Source organism: Streptomyces sp. NPDC048288 (genome assembly GCF_043201555.1).
Taxonomy (GTDB): domain Bacteria; phylum Actinomycetota; class Actinomycetes; order Streptomycetales; family Streptomycetaceae; genus Streptomyces.
In genome coordinates this window covers 799,685-818,234 of the sequence record NZ_JBICZD010000003.1, presented here as the reverse complement: position 1 = coordinate 818,234, position 18,550 = coordinate 799,685, and the positions used below count along the sequence as shown (strand labels likewise).

Annotated in this window: 17 protein-coding genes and 1 pseudogene; 13 read left to right on the top strand and 5 right to left on the bottom strand. The window is 69.7% G+C overall.

Going from position 1 to position 18,550, the window contains the following annotated elements:
• Positions 1 to 20 precede the first annotated feature (20 nt).
• Positions 21 to 1,058 (top strand): cation diffusion facilitator family transporter, encoded by a 1,038-nt coding sequence (locus tag ACGFZS_RS15135; protein WP_393795403.1) that lies wholly within the window; start codon positions 21 to 23, stop codon positions 1,056 to 1,058.
• A gap of 72 nt (positions 1,059 to 1,130) precedes the next feature.
• Positions 1,131 to 1,847 (top strand): M24 family metallopeptidase, encoded by a 717-nt coding sequence (locus tag ACGFZS_RS15130; RefSeq protein ID WP_393795402.1) that lies wholly within the window; start codon positions 1,131 to 1,133, stop codon positions 1,845 to 1,847.
• 199 nt (positions 1,848 to 2,046) lie between these two features.
• Here ACGFZS_RS15130 and ACGFZS_RS15125 read toward each other — a convergent pair whose 3' ends face one another.
• Positions 2,047 to 2,292 (bottom strand): hypothetical protein, encoded by a 246-nt coding sequence (locus tag ACGFZS_RS15125; RefSeq protein ID WP_393795401.1) that lies wholly within the window; start codon positions 2,290 to 2,292, stop codon positions 2,047 to 2,049.
• A 273-nt stretch (positions 2,293 to 2,565) separates the two neighbouring features.
• On the opposite strand from ACGFZS_RS15125, the pseudogene ACGFZS_RS15120 reads away from it, so the two are divergent.
• A pseudogene (locus ACGFZS_RS15120) lies at positions 2,566 to 2,883 on the top strand (hypothetical protein); the annotation flags it as partial.
• 261 nt (positions 2,884 to 3,144) lie between these two features.
• Complete coding sequence (locus tag ACGFZS_RS15115) at positions 3,145 to 3,711, top strand: hypothetical protein (protein WP_393795400.1); 567 nt, start codon at positions 3,145 to 3,147, stop codon at positions 3,709 to 3,711.
• Between the two features lie 130 nt (positions 3,712 to 3,841).
• Here ACGFZS_RS15115 and ACGFZS_RS15110 read toward each other — a convergent pair whose 3' ends face one another.
• The gene (locus ACGFZS_RS15110; RefSeq protein WP_393795399.1) at positions 3,842 to 4,237 is read right to left on the bottom strand and encodes a glycosyl hydrolase; all 396 of its coding nucleotides are present in this window, start codon (positions 4,235 to 4,237) and stop codon (positions 3,842 to 3,844) included.
• A gap of 281 nt (positions 4,238 to 4,518) precedes the next feature.
• Between ACGFZS_RS15110 and ACGFZS_RS15105 the strand changes: the two genes are divergently transcribed.
• Positions 4,519 to 5,046 (top strand): SMI1/KNR4 family protein, encoded by a 528-nt coding sequence (locus tag ACGFZS_RS15105; RefSeq protein ID WP_393795398.1) that lies wholly within the window; start codon positions 4,519 to 4,521, stop codon positions 5,044 to 5,046.
• 578 nt (positions 5,047 to 5,624) lie between these two features.
• Here ACGFZS_RS15105 and ACGFZS_RS15100 read toward each other — a convergent pair.
• Complete coding sequence (locus ACGFZS_RS15100) at positions 5,625 to 6,296, bottom strand: hypothetical protein (RefSeq protein WP_355709829.1); 672 nt, start codon at positions 6,294 to 6,296, stop codon at positions 5,625 to 5,627.
• Positions 6,297 to 6,671: 375 nt separating this feature from the next.
• On the opposite strand from ACGFZS_RS15100, the gene hemL reads away from it, so the two are divergent.
• The 8 genes from hemL (at position 6,672) to ACGFZS_RS15060 (ending at position 14,728) form a co-directional block, all read left to right on the top strand.
• Positions 6,672 to 8,000 carry a glutamate-1-semialdehyde 2,1-aminomutase gene (gene hemL / locus ACGFZS_RS15095; protein ID WP_393795397.1) on the top strand — a complete coding sequence of 443 codons (1,329 nt, stop codon included), beginning with the start codon at positions 6,672 to 6,674 and terminating at the stop codon, positions 7,998 to 8,000.
• Complete coding sequence (locus ACGFZS_RS15090; RefSeq protein WP_393795396.1) at positions 7,997 to 8,725, top strand: histidine phosphatase family protein; 729 nt, start codon at positions 7,997 to 7,999, stop codon at positions 8,723 to 8,725. The genes hemL and ACGFZS_RS15090 overlap by 4 nt, the downstream gene beginning before the upstream one ends.
• A gap of 135 nt (positions 8,726 to 8,860) precedes the next feature.
• Positions 8,861 to 10,126 (top strand): hypothetical protein, encoded by a 1,266-nt coding sequence (locus tag ACGFZS_RS15085; protein WP_393795395.1) that lies wholly within the window; start codon positions 8,861 to 8,863, stop codon positions 10,124 to 10,126.
• Between the two features lie 56 nt (positions 10,127 to 10,182).
• Positions 10,183 to 10,773 carry a TlpA disulfide reductase family protein gene (locus ACGFZS_RS15080; protein WP_365692673.1) on the top strand — a complete coding sequence of 197 codons (591 nt, stop codon included), beginning with the start codon at positions 10,183 to 10,185 and terminating at the stop codon, positions 10,771 to 10,773.
• A gap of 1 nt (position 10,774) precedes the next feature.
• On the top strand, positions 10,775 to 11,539 hold the full coding sequence (locus tag ACGFZS_RS15075; RefSeq protein ID WP_365692671.1) for a cytochrome c biogenesis protein CcdA: 765 nt from the start codon (positions 10,775 to 10,777) through the stop codon (positions 11,537 to 11,539).
• Positions 11,540 to 11,542: 3 nt separating this feature from the next.
• Complete coding sequence (locus ACGFZS_RS15070) at positions 11,543 to 13,258, top strand: cytochrome c biogenesis protein ResB (protein WP_393795394.1); 1,716 nt, start codon at positions 11,543 to 11,545, stop codon at positions 13,256 to 13,258.
• Positions 13,255 to 14,349 (top strand): c-type cytochrome biogenesis protein CcsB, encoded by a 1,095-nt coding sequence (ccsB, locus tag ACGFZS_RS15065; protein WP_393795393.1) that lies wholly within the window; start codon positions 13,255 to 13,257, stop codon positions 14,347 to 14,349. Before ACGFZS_RS15070 ends, ccsB begins: the two co-directional genes overlap by 4 nt.
• Before the next feature lie 25 nt (positions 14,350 to 14,374).
• The gene (locus tag ACGFZS_RS15060) at positions 14,375 to 14,728 is read left to right on the top strand and encodes an SRPBCC domain-containing protein (protein ID WP_390968343.1); all 354 of its coding nucleotides are present in this window, start codon (positions 14,375 to 14,377) and stop codon (positions 14,726 to 14,728) included.
• Positions 14,729 to 14,798: 70 nt separating this feature from the next.
• Here the strand turns inward: ACGFZS_RS15060 and ACGFZS_RS15055 are convergent, their stop codons facing one another.
• Together ACGFZS_RS15055 and ACGFZS_RS15050 are read right to left on the bottom strand one after the other, a co-directional pair.
• The gene (locus tag ACGFZS_RS15055; protein WP_393795392.1) at positions 14,799 to 16,346 is read right to left on the bottom strand and encodes a hypothetical protein; all 1,548 of its coding nucleotides are present in this window, start codon (positions 16,344 to 16,346) and stop codon (positions 14,799 to 14,801) included.
• Entirely contained in the window at positions 16,346 to 18,454 is a 2,109-nt protein-coding gene (locus tag ACGFZS_RS15050; protein ID WP_393795391.1) for a hypothetical protein, read from the bottom strand. The genes ACGFZS_RS15055 and ACGFZS_RS15050 overlap by 1 nt, the downstream gene beginning before the upstream one ends.
• Between the last annotated feature and the right edge of the window lie 96 nt (positions 18,455 to 18,550).

Genomic DNA, 18,550 nt, shown 5'->3' with positions numbered 1-18,550 from the left:
CGCGAGGGGCGGCAACCGCCATGGGCGATCACGATCACGGGCACGACCACGGCCATGGCCACGGCCACGGTGAGGGCGGGCACGCCGGGCACTCCCACGGCGTCTCGGCGGACGCCGACCGCCGCTGGCTGGCCATCGCCCTCACCCTCATCACGGTGTTCATGGCGGCGGAGGTCGTCGTCGGTGTCGTCGCCGGCTCCCTGGCCCTGATCTCCGACGCGGCGCACATGCTCACCGACGCCGCCTCGATCGTGCTCGCGCTCGTCGCGATGCGGCTGTCGGCCCGCCCCGCGCGCGGCGGCTTCACCTACGGCCTCAAGCGCGCCGAGATCCTCTCCGCGCAGGCCAACGGCCTGACCCTGCTGCTGCTCGGGACCTGGCTGGCGTACGAGGCGGTGCGCCGGCTGATCAGCCCGCCCGAGGTCGAGGGCGGCCTGATGCTGGCCACCGCGCTCACCGGGATCGTCGTCAACGTGGCGGCCACCTGGTGCATCTCCAAGGCGAACCGTGGCTCGCTGAACGTCGAGGGCGCCTACCAGCACATCCTCAACGACCTGTTCGCGTTCATCGGCACGGCGATCGCCGCGCTGATCGTCGTCCTCACGGGCTTCGACCGCGCCGACGCGATCGCCACGCTCGTCGTGGTCGTGCTGATGTTCAAGGCCGGTTACGGCCTGGTCCGGGACTCCGGGCGGATCTTCCTGGAAGCCGCCCCGGTCGGCTTCGACCCGGACTCGATCGGTGACGAACTGGCCGGCCGGCCCGCGGTCGTCGAGATCCACGACCTGCACCTGTGGACCATCACCTCCGGCGAACCCGCCCTCTCCGCCCACGTCCTGGTCGAACCCGGCGGTGACTGCCACGCCGTGCGCCGCGACCTCCAGCAGCTGCTGCGCGACCGGCACGCCATCACCCACGCCACCCTCCAGGTCGACCACCTCGGCGAGGACGGCGACGGCGAGGAACTGCTGCAGATCGCCACCCCCTCGGCCGATCAGACGGAACACTGCGACGACGCCCACGGCCCGGTCCACCGGCCCGGCCCGCACGACCACTGACGACAGGCGCCCCGGCCCCGCAGAGTCCAATCTGATTGACTCGAACATTTATTGGAACGTACTTTCACTGCCATGCCTCACGACGCTCACGACGCTTATGACGCTCACGACGAACCCACCCGTGCGGCCCGCCTGCTGGACGCCCAGGCCAAGGCCGAGCGGCTCTTCGCGGAGATCGAGGCACGCGGCCTGGTCGCGCCCGGCGAGGGCGAGCGGGCGGTCAGCGACCGGGTGCGCGACCTGGCCAACGAACTCTTCGGCACCACCCGCCACTGGCACAAGCGGATCGTGCGCTCCGGCCCCCACACCCTGGCGCCGTACCGGGAGAACCCCCCGGACCGCCGTATCACCGCGGACGACATCGTCTTCGCCGACTTCGGGCCCATCTTCGAGGAGTACGAGGCCGACTTCGGCCGCACCTTCGTCCTCGGCGACGACCCCGACAAGCACCGGCTCCGCGCCGACCTGCCGAGGATCTTCGACGCCGGCAAGCGGTACTTCGCCGAGCACGGCGACATCACCGGCAAGCAGCTGTACACCGAGGTGGAACGGCTGGCCGCCGAGGCCGGCTGGGAACTCGGCGGCTGGCACGCCGGACACCTCGTCGGCGAGTTCCCCCACGAGACCATCGACGGCGCCGACACGGAGTCCTACATCACCCCCGCCAACGACACCCCCCTGCGCCGCACCGACAAGACCGGCCGCACCTGCCACTGGATCCTCGAAATCCACCTCATCCACCGACCCCGGCAGTTCGGCGGCTTCCACGAGGAACTACTCACCCTCTGACACGGCCTCTTGAACGGCATCGAGAACGTCGGCGTAGGTGGCACGCTGCGTCTCCGCGACCACGTGTCACACTCCGCCTGGACTTGAGCGCTGCTGCCAACATAGGGACCGGCCAGTTCGCCTTGCCGATGTTCCCCGGCGCACGGCCGACCGTCCGGGATTCCCCGGTGAGTCCCCGCGCAAGGATCCGTGACGACGGTTACTGCCGGACCGCCCAGACACCGACGACGATGTTCGTCAGGATCCACAGCGAGGCGACGGCGAGGATCGAACGATTGACCAACCGGGACCGGCGCCGCACCTCGGACGCGAGCTGCTCCGCGTTCCTGCCTTCACCGCTTGGGTAGTCCCGCCATCGTCCTGTCGCAACCCAGACTGCCGCCAGGCCCAGGGCGATCCATACGGTCCACTGCCCCTCCGCATAGCCCACCTTGTACGCCGTCACCTGTAGCTCCTCCCCACCAGCAGAGGAGGACCCTACCGTGGCGGCGCCCCACCACTTGGGCGGGTGCCGCCACCAGATCGGGGTACGCCGACGCTCATAACGGTCGCGCCACAGCCTGGCGAGGAGGCTGGGGGCAGCGGCGGTCGCTGAGGATGCTGTCCGCATGGCATCCCAGGGAGACATGGTGGAGCGGTTTCGACCGCTCGTCGAGATGCATCGCGGTCATGATCTGGGGAGCAGGGTTCGCGACGCGACGCGACACGTAGCGCTGTCCGTGTCGGCGAGCTGGCCCGGGCGTACACCGAGTTCACGTTGCGGGGAGTGAGGCGGTCGTTCTTCACCAAGTGGTTTGCCACTGTCGATGACCGGGATGCCGAACGCGAGCGTGCCTTGATCCTGGATGATCGCGTCTTCCGATCCCTCAACGCGCTCGGCTGGTCCAGCAAGGAAGCCGCAGGCACCCGTCGTTGGTCGGCTCGGTACGTCGCCTATGTGGGGGCCATGCACGTGTGGGCCGGCGCCTTGGGCGTGTCGGCGGCCTGGCTGGAGTGGCTGTTGTTCGACCTGAACGGTCGTGCAGAAGCCCAGTGACCTCAGCTTGTGAAGCTGCGGGCATTTGGGGTCGAAACAAGGGATGACCTGGGAGAACGGTCGGGCTGTGGCCTCGTGGGGCCTGGTTGCCTTCCCCGTGGTTCCCCGCTGTTCCCCGCTCGATCTGGTGCGGTTGTGGTGCGGGCACACGATGTTGCCCTCCGTACAGCGCAGAGCAGGTCTGCGTTGTCGTCCCTCTCGGCAAACCGAAGCCGAGGAGTCGGGCAGGGTATGTAACTCGCAGGCGTCTCAGGGGGGCATATGAGTGGGGTTCTTGATCAACTACCGACGCTGATCGGCGTAGTAGTGGGTGGTCTGATGTCCTACGTGGTTGGAGCACTCACCGAACGCAGTCGTTGGCGTAGACAGCAGGAGATCCGCTGGGACAGTCAGCTCCTCCAGGCATACAGCGAATACGGACATGCGGTGAAGGACTGTGCTACCCGCTACCAACGGTTTGCCGCTCACCGCGGTCTCACCAACCATCCGGCACCGCTTGAGCCGACCGAGACGGAGCTGGAGCAAGCTGCAGACGTGGAAGGCCGGCGCTCAGCCCTGGTGGAAGCTCTCAGCCTCCTGGCCAACGCTGAAACCGCGCAGGCAGTGCAAATACTCAACAGGAGCGTCTGGCACCTTGAGTGGCTCGCTCGGGGCCAGTTGACTGGCAACCCCTCCACTTGGGCGCAGGCCTTCAGCGAGTACCGCGCTGCGCGCGCAGAGTTTTACCGGCATGCGCGGCGCAGCCTGCAGATAGCCGATATGGGCCAGGTGCGCGAGGCACCCTGGCCTCCTCCTTGGCGACCGGTTCAAGACCCTTCTGATCCGTAGCTCTGTAGAGATCGGTCATTGGAGGTCATACGGGACACAGCAACAGTCCCCGGCGGCTAGAACCTGCGCCTGGAACCCCTATCACCCTGTCCTAGCCCGGTGGCGCTTACCCGCGCCTGCGGCAGACGATCTAGTACCAGCCGGTGCAGACGATTTCGCGGCGGTTACCTGCCTTGCCGCATGCTCGCATCACATACCCGGCGTCGTTGTGAGCGACCGTGTGCACCTCGTGGCCACCCCTCGGGATCTTGGTCACATCCAGCTGCTTCCAGGTTTGCCCCCCGTTGGCAGACCAGTCCACCCAGACCGAGTCGCCAGGCGAGCCGTTGGAAATCCGCCCCCACGCACAGCGGGTACCGCTGTGGTAGCGCAGTTCGATCTTCCGCCACCAGACTTCAGCCGTACCAACTGTTGACGTATAGCGCGGATTCCACAAGCTGGGGTCGCCACCCGCAGGACACGTCCACGGGTTGGCTGCGGCGGCCGGTGTGGCGCCTCCGATGGGACCGACGATCGCTGCGCTCACGGCCAACGTCCAGGCCGCGCCGATCACGGTACCTCGCGAAAGACGTATAGGTGACATAAGAACCTTCCCCCTGTCGAATCCCTCCGAATTGGATGGAAGCAATTAGCATGACTGCCTAAGGCGCTGTCGTCTCCCCTCACGAACCGGCGCATGGGCGTACGGGCAGCGGCTCGGACAAAGGTGCGCGCCTCCGCCGTGCCTACCTCGGTCGGGCGCTGGGGAGATCAGCGGACGCAGCGAATCCGGGTCTCAATGTCAGTGGTGGTCGCTAGCGTGACCGCGTGATTCCTACCGACGATCGGCAGTTCCCCGCGGCCCTCGCCGCCGCGCTCGTGCTCCCGTTCGACTATGACGACGGCAATGGTGTGGACTTCGAGCCTTTCCCTGCCTTCCTGTCCATCGAGGAGACCACCGACTGGTTCCGCGCCTGGACGGGCAACGCGGAGCTGGACGGCGACCGCTTCCGTGTGTTCGGCCAGGACGGCTCGGGCGGATACGCGGCCTTCTGGCTCATCCGCCCGCACCGCCCGCTCGTAGACCAGCCTGTGGTCTTTCTCGGTTCCGAGGGCGAGACCGGTGTCGTTGCGCGCGACTTGAGTGCCTTCTTGTGGGTGCTGGCCGGGGGATACGGCCCGCGGGAGGCGACCACCTCGTACGAACCCGACTGGACCGCGCGTCACAACCAGGAACTGACGGCTGTCGCTGAACGATTCGCGGCCGACCACAAGCAATCGGCTGCTGCCGGCATCGAGCAAGCGACCCGAGAGTTCCCAGACTTCGATGACACCATCATGGAACTCTGCCGCTGACCGGTCTCGCACACGGCCGTACCTTGCCAGTCTGTCGACCTAGACGTCCCGCCGGCCAATCCTCCGAGAAGGCCGCGATGATCTGCCAGCACTCTGACGACGAGCGGCAACGGGAGGTCCCCGCAGGACTGGACGGCATGGTGCGATCCGAGCGTGCGAAGCACCACAAGAAGGACCGCGAGGACGGCCGTCCGCACCACACGCAGGAGTTATCAGCGGGCTAATGGTGCGCCAGTGGTGCGGCACCCGCTCGCCGGTCTAGACAACAAAGAACCCCCGGGTCCACGACCTGGGGGTTTCTGCTGGAGCGGGTGACGAGAATCGAACTCGCGCTCTCAGCTTGGGAAGCTCAGGCGATCGGCGGGCAGCTGTTGCGCTGATCTGCCCTGTGGGTGGAGACCGCCCGCTCCTACAGTCAGCGGGGGGGCGGAGCCGTGGGGCTCGCCGGGGTGGCGGATACGCCAGGTGGGTACGCGGGTGGGGCGATGGGCGTCATGCAGAGTGGGCCTGTTGAGGGACTGGTCGCAGCAGAAAGGGCGAGGTCCGAAGACCTCGCCCGAACGGAGCGAAACCTCGGCTCACGGCCAGACAAGGCAGTACGGCTGGTGCCCCGCCTCATGCAGCCGGTGTGAGAAGTCCTGCCACTCGTGGAGCAGTTGGTAGACGTTGAAGGCGTCTCTCGGGCCGCCGCGGTCCGGGACCGTGGACCAGATGAAGGCGGCCGCGCCGACGGCTTCCTCGCCTATGCCGCGGAGCGGGTCGACGACGGTCATGGGGAGCTTGACGACGGCGTAGTCCGGGTGCAGGACGACCAGTTCCAGGGGCGGCACCTTGTGCAGAGGTACGCCTTCGATGCCCGTCAGCACCATCGCGGCCATGGTCTCCGGCTTGATCTTGGTGAACATGCCGTTCATGCCGAGCTCGTCGCCGCCGAGTTCCTCGGGACGCATCGAGATCGGGACGCGGGCCGCGGTCGCGCCGTCCGGTGCGCCGAAGTATTTGTACGTCACCCCCACCCGACCACCATTCCTGCTCCCGCTCTCAGAACGGTCGATCCCGCGATCGATCCGCCGGCCCCTCTGGTCCCACTGATCGATACGTCGGTCGCGCCGCTCCGACTCACTCGGTACGCCTTGTTCCTGACGTGCTGCTTCCGCCGCTTCCTCCGCCTCGCGTCGGTGCCTTCCCCGATGGGCGCGTCGAGGACCCAGGTCATCGGTCCCCTCGCCCAGTCCGCCACCGCGATGCATATCTCCACCCGACTGCTTTTCTAGGACGCGTGGCCCCCGCCGCGCAACCCGATCATCGTGTCAGTGACCTCCCCCACGGCCGCCCGCCGAAACGTGCGTCGAAACATCAGTCCGCAGGATCTTTACAGCCTCCGGCCGCCTGCGTACCGGATGAGCTGCGTGTATCGGATCACAGTCTCGCAGATGCCCCGCCCGCCGACCGGAGATCGCCGTCCTCCACCGCGAGAAGACCACCGTCCTCCGCCTTGTCGCCCCTCGCCGACGTCCCCCAGCCCTCGGCCGGGAGGTGCCCCCACCGCGTCGGCTCCCTCCTCGGCCTACCCTGAGGAGGTCACCCAGCAGTCGGAGTCCGAGAAGTCGGAGAAGTCGCACGTCATGAGTGCCCAGAGCGAAATGCCCTATCCCTACGACGCGCCCGTCTCACAGGCGCTCTTCGACCGTGCCTCCGTCGTCACGCCCGGTGGTGTGAACTCGCCGGTGCGTGCCTTCCGTGCCGTGGGCGGCACGCCTCGTTTCATGGTCTCCGGCAAGGGGGCCTACCTGACCGACGCGGACGGGCGGGAGTACGTCGACCTCGTGTGCTCGTGGGGGCCGATGATCCTGGGGCACTCGCACCCCGAGGTCATCGCCGCCGTGCAGGACGCCGTCTCGCGCGGTACCTCCTTCGGTACCCCCGGTGAGGGCGAGGTCGCCCTCGCGGAGGAGATGGTCGCCCGGATCGAGCCGCTGGAGCAGGTGCGGCTGGTCAGCAGCGGGACGGAGGCGACGATGAGCGCGATCCGGCTGGCCCGCGGGTTCACCCGGCGCACCAAGGTGATCAAGTTCGCCGGGTGTTATCACGGGCACGTCGACAGCCTGCTGGCCGCCGCCGGGTCCGGCGTCGCCACCTTCGCGCTGCCCGACACGCCCGGTGTCACCGGCGCTCAGGCCGGGGACACGATCGTGCTGCCGTACAACGATCTCGAAGCCGTGCAGGAGGCCTTCCACCGGCACCCCGGCGAGATCGCGTGCGTGATCACCGAGGCCTCGCCGGGGAACATGGGTGTCGTGCCGCCCGCGCCCGGGTTCAACCAGGGGCTGAAGAACGCCTGCCGCGAGAACGGCGCGCTGTACATCTCCGACGAGGTCATGACCGGGTTCCGGACGAGCAGGGCCGGCTGGTTCGGGATCGACGGGGTCGTGCCCGACCTGATGACCTTCGGGAAGGTGATGGGGGGCGGGTTCCCCGCCGCCGCCTTCGGAGGCAGGGCGGACGTCATGGCGCATCTCGCGCCCGCCGGTCCCGTCTACCAGGCCGGCACCCTCTCCGGGAACCCGGTCGCCACCGCCGCCGGCCTCGCCCAGCTGCGGCTGCTCGACGACGCGGCGTACGAGAAGGTCGACGCGGTGTCGGAGCAGATCCGGGGACTCGTCGGCGAGGCGCTGAACAAGGAGGGCGTCGCGCACCAGGTGCAGACCGCCTCCAACATGTTCTCCGTCTTCTTCACCAACCGCCCGGTGCGGAACTACGAGGACGCGCGGGCCCAGGAGTCCTTCCGGTTCACCGCCTTCTTCCACTCCCTCCTCTCCGACGGCGTCTACCTGCCGCCGTCGTCCTTCGAGTCCTGGTTCGTGTCCACGGCCCACGACGAGCGGGCCATCCAGAAGATCGCCGACGCCCTCCCGGCGGCGGCCCGAGCGGCCGCGGAGGCCACGGCAGCATGAGCCAGCAGAGTGAGCAGAGTGAGCAGAGTGAGTACAGCGGGCAGAGCGGGCAGCGGGACATCACCGTCGTGCATGTGATGCGGCACGGGGAGGTCGCCAATCCGGAGGGCGTGCTGTACGGGAGACTTCCCGGCTACCACCTCTCCGAGCTCGGACGGCAGATGGCCGACCGGGTCGCCGAGCACCTCGCCGGCCGGGACGTCACCCATGTCGTCGCCTCCCCGCTGGAGCGCGCGCAGGAGACCGCGACCCCGATCGCCAAGGCGCACGGGCTCGGCCTCGGCACCGACGAGCGGCTCATCGAGGCGGAGAACATCTTCCAGGGCAAGACCTTCGGGGTCGGCGACGGGGCGCTGAAGAACCCCGGCAACTGGAAGTACCTCGTCAACCCGTTCCGGCCGTCCTGGGGCGAGCCGTACGTCGACCAGGTCGTCCGGATGCGGGGCGCGCTGGACGCGGCCAAGGACCAGGCGCGCGGTCACGAGGCCGTGCTGGTCAGCCACCAGCTGCCGATCTGGATCCTGCGGTCGCACGTCGAGAAGCGCCGGCTGTGGCACGACCCGCGCAAGCGGCAGTGCACCCTCGCCTCCCTGACGACGTTCACCTACGAGGGCGACAGGATCGTTTCCGTGGGGTACTCCGAGCCCGCCATCGACCTCGTCCCCGCCCATCTGCGGGCCGGCGCCAAGCCGGTGAAGGGGAAGGACAAGGCCTTCGGGGCGTGAGCCCACGGTGACGTACGGTACATAGCCGTACGTTCATCATATTTGGCGTGAAATACAGCAGACGCCGCGGAACCCGCTTGTTCGTCACGCCCTCTGACTGGATGACCACCAGAGGACGTGACGAATCGGGGAAGCATGCGGACCATCACGCGAAGGGGAATGCTCGGCGTCGGCGCGGGCGCCACGGCCGGGCTCGCGCTCGGGCTCAGCGGTTGCGGCACCCTCACCCCGTCGGACGGATCGACCCCCGCCGCCGGTTCCACCAAGCGGCCGTCGGGCAAGGCCTCCAGGAAGCCGAACGCCCGTCCCCTCGGTGACGGCTCCACCTCCGACACCGGCCGGCAGCCGCATCAGCCCGCCGCCCCCGAGCCGCTGGAGCCCGGGCAGACCCCGCCGCAGTTCGTGATCTTCTCCTGGGACGGCGCCGGCGAGGTCGGCACCGGCCTCTTCCCGCGCTTCCTCGACCTGGCCAGGGAGCACGGCGCCGCCATGACCTTCTTCCTCTCGGGGCTCTACCTCCTCCCCGAGTCGAAGAAGCGGCTCTACGACCCGCCGAACAACCCCCGCGGCGCCTCCGACATCGGCTACCTCACCGACGAGCACGTCAGGGCGACCCTCACCAACGTCCGCCGCGCCTGGCTCGAAGGGCACGAGATAGGCACCCACTTCAACGGGCACTTCTGCGGCGGCTACGGCACGGTCGGCAACTGGACGCCCAAGCAGTGGCGCAGCGAGATAGACCAGGCCAAGGCGTTCGTGAAGGGCTGGCGCACCAACACCGGCTGGACCGACCTGCCCGCCCTGCCCTTCGACTACGACAAGGAGCTGGTCGGCGGCCGTACGCCCTGCCTGCTCGGCCAGAACAACCTGCTGCCCACCGCCCGCGAGCTGGGCTGGCGCTACGACGCCTCCTCGCCGGGCGGCCGCCAGGTCTGGCCGACGAAGAAGCTGGGCATCTGGGACCTGCCGTTGCAGCAGATACCGTTCCCGGGGCGCTCCTTCGAGGTCCTCTCCATGGACTACAACATGCTCGCCAACCAGTCGGTGAACTCGACGAAGGCCCCGGCCTACAACTACCCGGGCTGGCGGAAGCAGTCCGGGCAGGCGTACATAGCGGGATTCGAGCGGTCGTACACGACGAACCGGGCGCCGTTCTTCATAGGGAACCACTTCGAGCAGTGGAACGGCGGCATCTACATGGACGCCGTCGAGGAGGCCTTCAAGTACATCGCCCGGGAGAAGGCGAAGGGCGCCGACGTGCGCATGGTCTCCTTCCGGCAGTTCGTGGACTGGATGGACGTGCAGAAGCCGGGGGTGCTGGCGAAGCTGCGCACCCTGGATGTGGGGCAGCGGCCGGCGGGCGGCTGGAAGGGCTTCCTCAAGCAGGGGGCGGCCGCCTGAAGCGTCCGCGAGGGGGGTGCGCAAGATCCCCAGAACGGGCATGCGAAACTTTTCACATGAGTACCCGTAGCCGCGCCGTCCTGCTTGGCGCCATGGCCGCCGCGGCGGCCCTGACCCTGTCCGCGTGCGGCAACGGCGGCACCTCGGGCGGAGGCGGCGACACCAACTTCGTCACCGGCAAGGACGGCATCGACACGGTCGCGAAGGGCCACCGCGCGGCGGCCCCCGACCTGTCGGGCAAGACCATCGACGGCAGGACGCTGGACGTGGCGAGCTACAAGGGCAAGGTCGTCGTCATCAACGTGTGGGGCTCCTGGTGCAGCCCGTGCCGTGCCGAGGCGCCCTACTTCGCGTCCGTCTCGAAGGACTACGCGAGCAAGGGCGTCCAGTTCGTCGGCATCAACACCCGCGACACCAGCACCGGTTCCGCGGTCGCCTTCGAGAAGCAGAACGGCATCGAGTACCCGAGCCTGTACGACCCGACGGGCAAGCTGATGCTCCGCTTCAAGAAAGGCACGCTCAACCCGCAGGCCATCCCCTCCACCCTGGTCCTCGACCGGCAGGGCAACGTCGCCGCGCGCTCGCTGGCCGCGCTCAGCGAGGAGAACCTGCTGAAGATGATCAAGCCGGTCGTCGCGGAGAAGTGACGTGAGCACACTCGCCGCCGCCGTCGGCACCAATGGGACGGTCCTCAACGGCGCCCTGCTGGTCGCCCTGCCGATCGCGCTGCTGGGCGGACTCGTCTCCTTCTTCTCGCCCTGCGTGCTGCCCCTCGTCCCCGGTTACCTCTCGTACGTCACGGGCGTCGCCGGCACCGATCTCGCCGAGGCCCGGCGCGGCCGGATGGCCACGGGTGCCGCGCTCTTCGTGCTCGGTTTCACCGCGGTGTTCGTGTCGGGCGGTGCGCTCTTCGGCTACTTCGGCTCGACGCTCCTGGAGCACTCCGGCGCGCTCAGCAAGGTCCTCGGCGTGCTGATGATCGCCATGGGCGTGTTCTTCATGGGCCTGATGCCCTGGTTCACCCAGCGCGAGTTCCGCTTCCACAAGCGGCCGGTGGCCGGCCTCATAGGGGCACCCGTGCTCGGCGCGCTGTTCGGGATCGGCTGGACGCCCTGCATCGGCCCGACGCTCTCCTCGGTGATCGTCCTCTCCTCCCAGCAGGGCAGCGCCGGCCGGGGCGCCATACTGACCGTCGCCTACTGCCTGGGCCTCGGTGTCCCCTTCGTGCTCACCGCGGTCGCCTTCCGCAAGGCGCTCGGCGCCTTCGGCTGGGTCAAGCGCCACTATGTCTGGGTGATGCGCATCGGCGGCACGATGATGATCGTGACCGGTGTGCTGCTGCTGACCGGGGCCTGGGACAGCCTCGTGCAGGAGATGCAGGGCTGGTCCGACGGCTTCACTGTGGGGATCTGATCGATGAGCAAGACCGAAACCGAGCACACCGAGAACACCGACCCGGACATCGGCGCGGCGGGCTCCCAGCTCTCCACCGCCCCCGTCGAGGAGACGGCGATCGCCCCCGGTCTCGGGGTCGTCGGCTGGGCCCGCTGGTTCTGGCGGCAGCTGACCTCGATGCGGGTCGCGCTGCTGCTGCTCCTGCTGCTGTCGCTGGGCGCGATCCCCGGCTCGCTGATCCCGCAGTCCGGCGCCGACATCTCCAAGGTCGCCGACTTCCGCAAGTCCCACACCACGCTGGCGCCGATCTACGACAAGCTCGGCCTGTTCCACGTCTACAGCTCGGTGTGGTTCTCGGCGATCTACATCCTGCTGTTCGTCTCCCTCATCGGCTGCATCATCCCGCGCGCCTGGCAGTTCGTGGGCCAGCTGCGCGGCCGCCCGCCGGGCGCCCCCAAGCGGCTGGACCGGCTGCCGGCGTACACGACCTGGCGGACCACCGCGGCCCCCGAGGAGGTCCGCGAGCACGCCCTCGCCCTGCTGAAGAAGCGGCACTTCCGCGCGCACCCCGTCGGTACCGCGGTCGCCGCCGAGAAGGGCTACGTCCGTGAGTTCGGCAACCTGGTCTTCCACATCGCGCTGATCGTGCTCCTGGTCGCCTTCGCCTCCGGCCAGATGTACAAGTCGGACGGCACCAAGCTGGTCGTCGAGGGCGACGGGTTCGCCAACTCGATCCTCCAGTACGACGACTTCAAGTCCGGTTCGATGTTCAGCACCGACGACCTGGTGCCGTTCAGCTTCGACCTGAAGAACTTCTCGGCGAGCTACCAGACCAGCGGCCCCAGCAAGGGCACCGCGGTCTCCTTCAAGGCGGACATCGACTACAGCGAGGGCGCCTACGGCAAGTCGAAGCGGACCACCATCAAGGTGAACGAGCCGCTGCACATCGACGACGCCAAGGTCTACCTCGTCAGCCACGGCTACGCGCCCGTCATCACGGTCCGCGACGGCAAGGGCAACGTCGTCTACCACGACGCCGTGCCGCTGCTCCCGCTCGACGCCAACGTCACCTCCCAGGGCGTGGTGAAGGTGATGGACGGCTACAAGAACGCGCAGAACGTGAGCGAACAGCTCGGCATCTCGCTGTTCTTCCTGCCGACCTACGGCGGCGGCACCTCGGTGCTGTCCAGCTTCCCGGCGCTGAACAACCCGGTGCTGAACCTGACGCCGTACCACGGCGACCTCGGGGTCAACTCCGGCATCCCGCAGAGCGTGTACCAGCTGGACAAGTCCCACATGAAGGAGTTCAAGGACTCCAAGGGGGCGCAGCTCCGCGACAACCTCAAGCCCGGCCAGACCATGCAGCTGCCGAACGGCGCCGGCTCCGTGACGTTCGAGAAGGACGTCAAGGAATGGGCCGGCTTCGAGATCGTGCAGGAGCCCGGCAGCGGCTGGGCGCTGGCCGGCGCGATCGCCGCGATCTTCGGCCTGGCCGCCTCGCTGTTCATCCAGCGCCGCCGCGTGTGGGTGCGCGCGGTGCAGGGGCCCGACGGCGTCACCGTCGTCGAGATGGCCGGCCTCGGCCGCAGCGAGTCCGCGAAGGTGCCCGAGGAACTGGGCGACCTCGCGGGCATCCTCTACGACCAGGCACCAGGGGCCCCCGACCCCGTAACCGAAGACCCCGCAGAATCCCCCGACCCCGAAGTCGTACCTGCCGAAGGGGCTGAGAAGCGATGACTTCCGCCGCCGCAACGACCCTCGCCGCGACCAACGAACATCTGGCGAGCATGAGCAACACGCTCATCTACTCCTCGATGGCCGTCTACACGCTGGCCTTCTTCGCGTACATCTTCGAGTGGCTGCTCGGCAGCCGCAGCCGGGTGGCCCGTACGGCCAACGCGCTGACCGCCTCGGCGGAGACGAAGAAGGCGCCCGCCGTCACGGTCAAGAAGGCCGGCGGCACCGCCGTACTGGAACGCCCGCAGATCGTCGTGCGGTCCGCGGCGGGCTCGCGGGACGTCCCGGACGGCCCCGGCGCCCACGGCGGCGACGAGCAGGGCGACCTCTACGGCCGGATCGCGATCTCCCTCACGGTCCTCGCCTTCCTCGTGGAGCTGGCGGGCGTGATCGCCCGCGCGGCCTCCGTGCAGCGGGCGCCGTGGGGCAACATGTACGAGTTCAACCTCACGTTCTCCACGGTCGCGGTCGGCGTCTACCTGACCCTGCTGGCCCTGAAGAAGAACATCCGCTGGCTCGGCCTCTTCCTGATCACCTCGGTCCTGCTGGACCTGGGCCTCGCGGTGACCGTCCTCTACACGGCGAGCGAGCCGCTGGTCCCGGCCCTGCACTCGTACTGGCTGTACATCCACGTCTCGACGGCGATCTTCTGCGGCGCGGTCTTCTACGTGGGCGCGATGGCCACGATCCTCTACCTCTTCAAGGACTCCTACGAGAGCAAGCTGGAGGCCGGCGGCAAGCCCGGCAGCTTCGCCACCTCGGTCCTGGAGCGCCTCCCCGCCTCCTCCTCCCTCGACAAGTTCGCCTACCGCGTCAACGCGGCGGTCTTCCCCCTCTGGACCTTCACGATCATCGCGGGCGCGATCTGGGCGGGCAGCGCCTGGGGCCGCTACTGGAACTGGGACCCCAAGGAGACCTGGTCCTTCATCACCTGGGTCGCCTACGCCTGCTACCTGCACGCCCGCGCCACCGCCGGCTGGAAGGGCCGCAAGGCCGCCTACCTCGCGATGATCGCCTTCGGCTGCTGGCTGTTCAACTACTACGGCGTCAACATCTTCGTCACCGGCAAGCACTCCTACGCGGGCGTCTGAGCCGACCAGGGGCGACACTGGTCCCATGGCCGTCCTTCAGCTGCTGATACGACTGCCAAGACCGATGGACCAGGTCTGGCCGAGCCTCTCCACCCCGGAGGGCCTGGCCGCCTGGTTCACCCCCGCCGACGTCCTGCAACCAAGACTGGGCGGCACGGTCACCTTCGGTGATCTGGGCACGGGCACGGTCACCGCGTGGGACGTCGACCGGATCGCCGAGTACACCGTGGAGGGCGGCGGCCGGATCCGCTTCCACCTGGAGCGCGACGGGGAGAGCGGTACGGCCCTGCGCTTCACCCACGAGTTCAAGGGCGAGGTGGACACGGAACAGGCATGGCGGACGCGCTTCGAACGCCTGATCGACTCCTTGGCTTCTTGATACGCCCCGGCTGAAGCGCCCCGCCAGGGGCGCGGGGAACTGCGCGCTCAACCCCCACCGAACCCGCACCTCACGACGGCGGCAAACACTCCGAACCCGGCGGCTTCCCCTCCGGCCACGCGATCGTCACGAACCGCGACCCACCCTCCGCCCGCAGCTCCACGATCGGCACCGCCTTGTCGTACGGGTTCCCGTGCGCGTCGAGGCAGATCCACCCGCTCGCCCCGGCCACCCGCAGCGACCCCTTCACCTGCGGCCACTGCAGCCCCACGTCGGCCAGCGTCGGCACCCGCCGGCCCTCCGGCACCGCCTCCCGGATCCCGTGCACCGCGAGCCGCATCGCGTCGTAGGCGATGATCAGCTGCCCGTCCTCCAGGGCCACCGGCCCGATCGGCCCCACCGGCGCCTTCCGGGCGTCGGCCAGCAGCCGGGTCAGGGTCGCCGCGTCCGCCGCCGAACCGCCCGTGCGCGGGCTGTCCTTGCCCCAGGCGTCGGGATGGGCGAGGGCGGTGTACCGCACGGCGAGGTTGTGCCGGAGCGCGTCGCGGTGCAGGTCCTTCTCGCCGGTGAGGTACGACCCCTCGTCGCCTGTCAGCACCGTGAACCTCCGGTCCTGGCAGCCCCGTACGCCCAACGCGTTGATGAACTGCCGCAGCTGGGTGTGGCGGCCGGCGAACAGGATCGTGTCGGTGGACCGCGAGGTGTCGCAGACCAGGTTGGTGATCTGCCGGAAGGTGTTCGCGGTGGTCCCCTCCTGGCTGCGGTCGGCCGGCGGGGTGAACGGCTGCGGCTCGTACGGCGACCCCTTGATCAGGGCCGCGAACGAGGTCTGCAGGGTCCGGGTGTAGGGGTCGCCCGGCTTGTCGTAGACCAGCAGCGCCCGGCCCGCGGCGACCTTGGCGAAGGAGGCGAGCGCGCGGGCCTCGTCGGTGTTGGTCGGGGAGACCCGGGCCAGGCCGGGGTAGGGGTCCTTGCCGTGCTGGCCGTTGGCCAGGTCGTCGGCCGTGATCGAGGAGCCCACCACCGGAATCCCGCGCCGGGTCAGCTCCTTGACGGCCTTCTTGTTGTTGTCGGTGCTCTGCCCGACGCCCGCCACCGCCCGCAGCCGGTCCGTGCCGCCGGTCATCGCGGCCAGCCGGTCGACCATCGGCCGCCAGTACTGGCTGGTGGAACCGGGGTTGGCCAGCACCAGCCGGATCGCCGGGGACTGGCCGTTGGACTCGTGGTTGGCCTGGTACTGGGCCACGTACGCGCCCTGCAGCTCGTGCTGGATGTCGGCGAGGCTCGCCGCCGCCGTCGCGGTGTACGGCAGCATCACCGCCACCGTCACATAACTCCCGGCCTTCAGGCGGGCGTTCTCGCGGGCGATCGCCCGTACCGTGTCCCGCAGCTGCGGGTGCCCGAAGTCGAACGCGGTCGTCGCCACGCCCACGCACTCCTCGCTGTCCGCGGGCCGCGCCACCCCCGGCGCGCAGGACCGGTCGTCGTGGACGGCCGCGCGCACCCCGACGACCGCTCCCGCGACCAGCCCCGCCGCCACCAGCAGGGCGAGATAGCGGCGCAGCGGGATCTCCCAGACGCCCTCACGCAACCACGTGCCCAGGCCCCGCCCCGCCATCACGCCACCCCGCTCCGCTCGTCGTCGCCCTCGTCGTCCCCGTCGTGCCCGTCGTTCTCCGGTTCCGTCAGCGGCCGTCCCGCGAGCGCCGCCGCCGGCCAGTCCCGGGAGGCCCGCCACAGCAGGGCGTTGCCGGCCGGCCGCAGGTTGGACAGCTGCTCCAGCTCGAAGCGGAGCCGGTTGCCCACGTTCGGGTCGGGCAGCACCAGCGGGTCGGTCAGATGCCACACGGCGTGCAGCAGCCGCCGGACGCGCAGGTGCAGGACGGCCTCCGCGTCCTCGGGCACCCGCTGGTGCGCGTCCGTGCGGCCGAGCGCCACCGCCGCCCGCCGGTCGCCGGGGCCGGTGAAGTCGCGGCCCTCGGCGTCGTGGGCGTGGAAGTAGGGGGCCGAGGCGATGAAGCGCAGGGTGTGCAGCCAGGTGCGGGTGTCCAGGAGCGCGAAGCCGTCGCGGAGGTGGGCGACCGCGGGTTCGGTCCGGCCCAGCGCCAGCTGGTGGTGGAGCCGGAAGCGGGCGAGCCGTTCGGTGCCCAGGTGCTCCGCGTAGTGCGCGATCAGCGTCTCGTGGGCGGTGCGCCAGCCGCCGTGGTCGGCGTCCCGCAGATGGAGCCGGAGCAGCAGCAGGGTCCGTACGAAGGGGTCGCCGACGAACTGGCCGGGCACCACCGGCAGTCCCTCCTGGGCCAGCCGGTTCTGCAGCGCCCGGACGTCCGCCGGGCCGAAGTCGTCCGGGAGCAGCGCGGCGGCCAGGGCGCACGCGGAGTCGTGGTCGTGGGCGGCGGCGAGGACGGTCAGTTCGCCGAGGCGGTCCTCGGGGACCAGCCGGTCCAGGAGCAGCCGGTAGGCGGGGGCGGCCGGGCCGTCCGCGGCGGGCCGTATCTCGGCCGTGAGCAGCTCGCCGAGCGTGCCCGCCCGGTCCGGGTGCTGGGCCGCCGACTCCGCGAGCAGCGCGATGCCCAGCGGGTTGCCGCCGGTCAGCCGGTGCACGGCGTGCGGGAGTTGGGGCGCGGCCGGGGTGGCGACCAGGTGCAGGGTGTCGTCGGGGGAGAGCGGCGGCAGGGCGACCAGGAGGGCCCGTGAGGAGGGGACGGCCGCGTCCGGCGTCCACTCGCTGCGCCGGGTCACCTCGGCCAGCTCCCGCCGTACGCCGCCCCGCAGCAGCTCCCGGCCGTCGCCGCGCAGCCCGGCGACGAACGCCACCTGGTCGGCGACGCCGTCGGCGCGGTCGCGGAGCACGGCGTCGAGCAGGCCGGGGCCCGGTCCGGTCTGCGCGTTGTCGAGGAGGACCAGCGGCCGGCCGAGGCGCTGCATCCGGGGCAGCACGCCCGCGTACGCCTCCGTCAGGTCGGCCAGCAGGGCCCGGACCAGATACCGCTCGGCGTGCTCGCGGGAGGTGCCGCCGGCCCGGAAGTGCCCGGAGAGCAGGATCAGCCCGCGCTGGGCGTGTCCGCCGGCGTTGGGGTAGGCGCGGTACCAGACGGACGCCTTCTGCTGGCGGCGGCTGGTGAAGCCCTCGGCGACCGACTCCAGGGTGGCCTCGATGGCCCCGGAGACCAGTGGCCCGGTGCCGGTCGCGGCGGCCACCACCTTCGCGGTCACCTTCCCGGCCCAGCGCCCGGCGAGCCCGCTGATCCACGAGCCGCTCTCGTTCAGCAGCAGGATCCGCTCCACCTCGCGCCGGATCCGCTCCGAGTCCGCGTCGCCCCAGCCGCCCGCGGCCACCGCGACCAGGCCCGACATGAGGCGGGGGAACGTGATCCGCCCGGCTCCGGTGACCGGCTCCGCCAGCTGCTCGGCGATCACCAGGAGCGCCTGCGCGACCGGCGACCAGGACTCGGCGGGCCGCTCGGCGGGCGGCCCCGCGAACTGCGGCTCCGCGCAGTCGGCCAGCGCGACCGGGGTGTGCCCCTTGTACGCGTCCAGCAACTCCCCGAGCACCGCGCTCTTGCCGAGCCCCCGGGCGCCGGTCAGCACCACGAACGGCAGCTCACCGGGGTGTTCGAGGGGATGGGCACGGTGCTGGTACGGCCGTAACCCGACGATCCTCGGCACGAGCCCGGCCGGCTCGACGTCGAACAGCGCCCCACGCCCGTGCAACCGTCTGTGCAAGGCAGTACCCCCGTCCCCCCTCAACACAAGTGTAAGAAGGGGGAGTTGCCTCGTACCAGATCGCGTGATGACTGTTGGGTCACGAATCCTGACGCT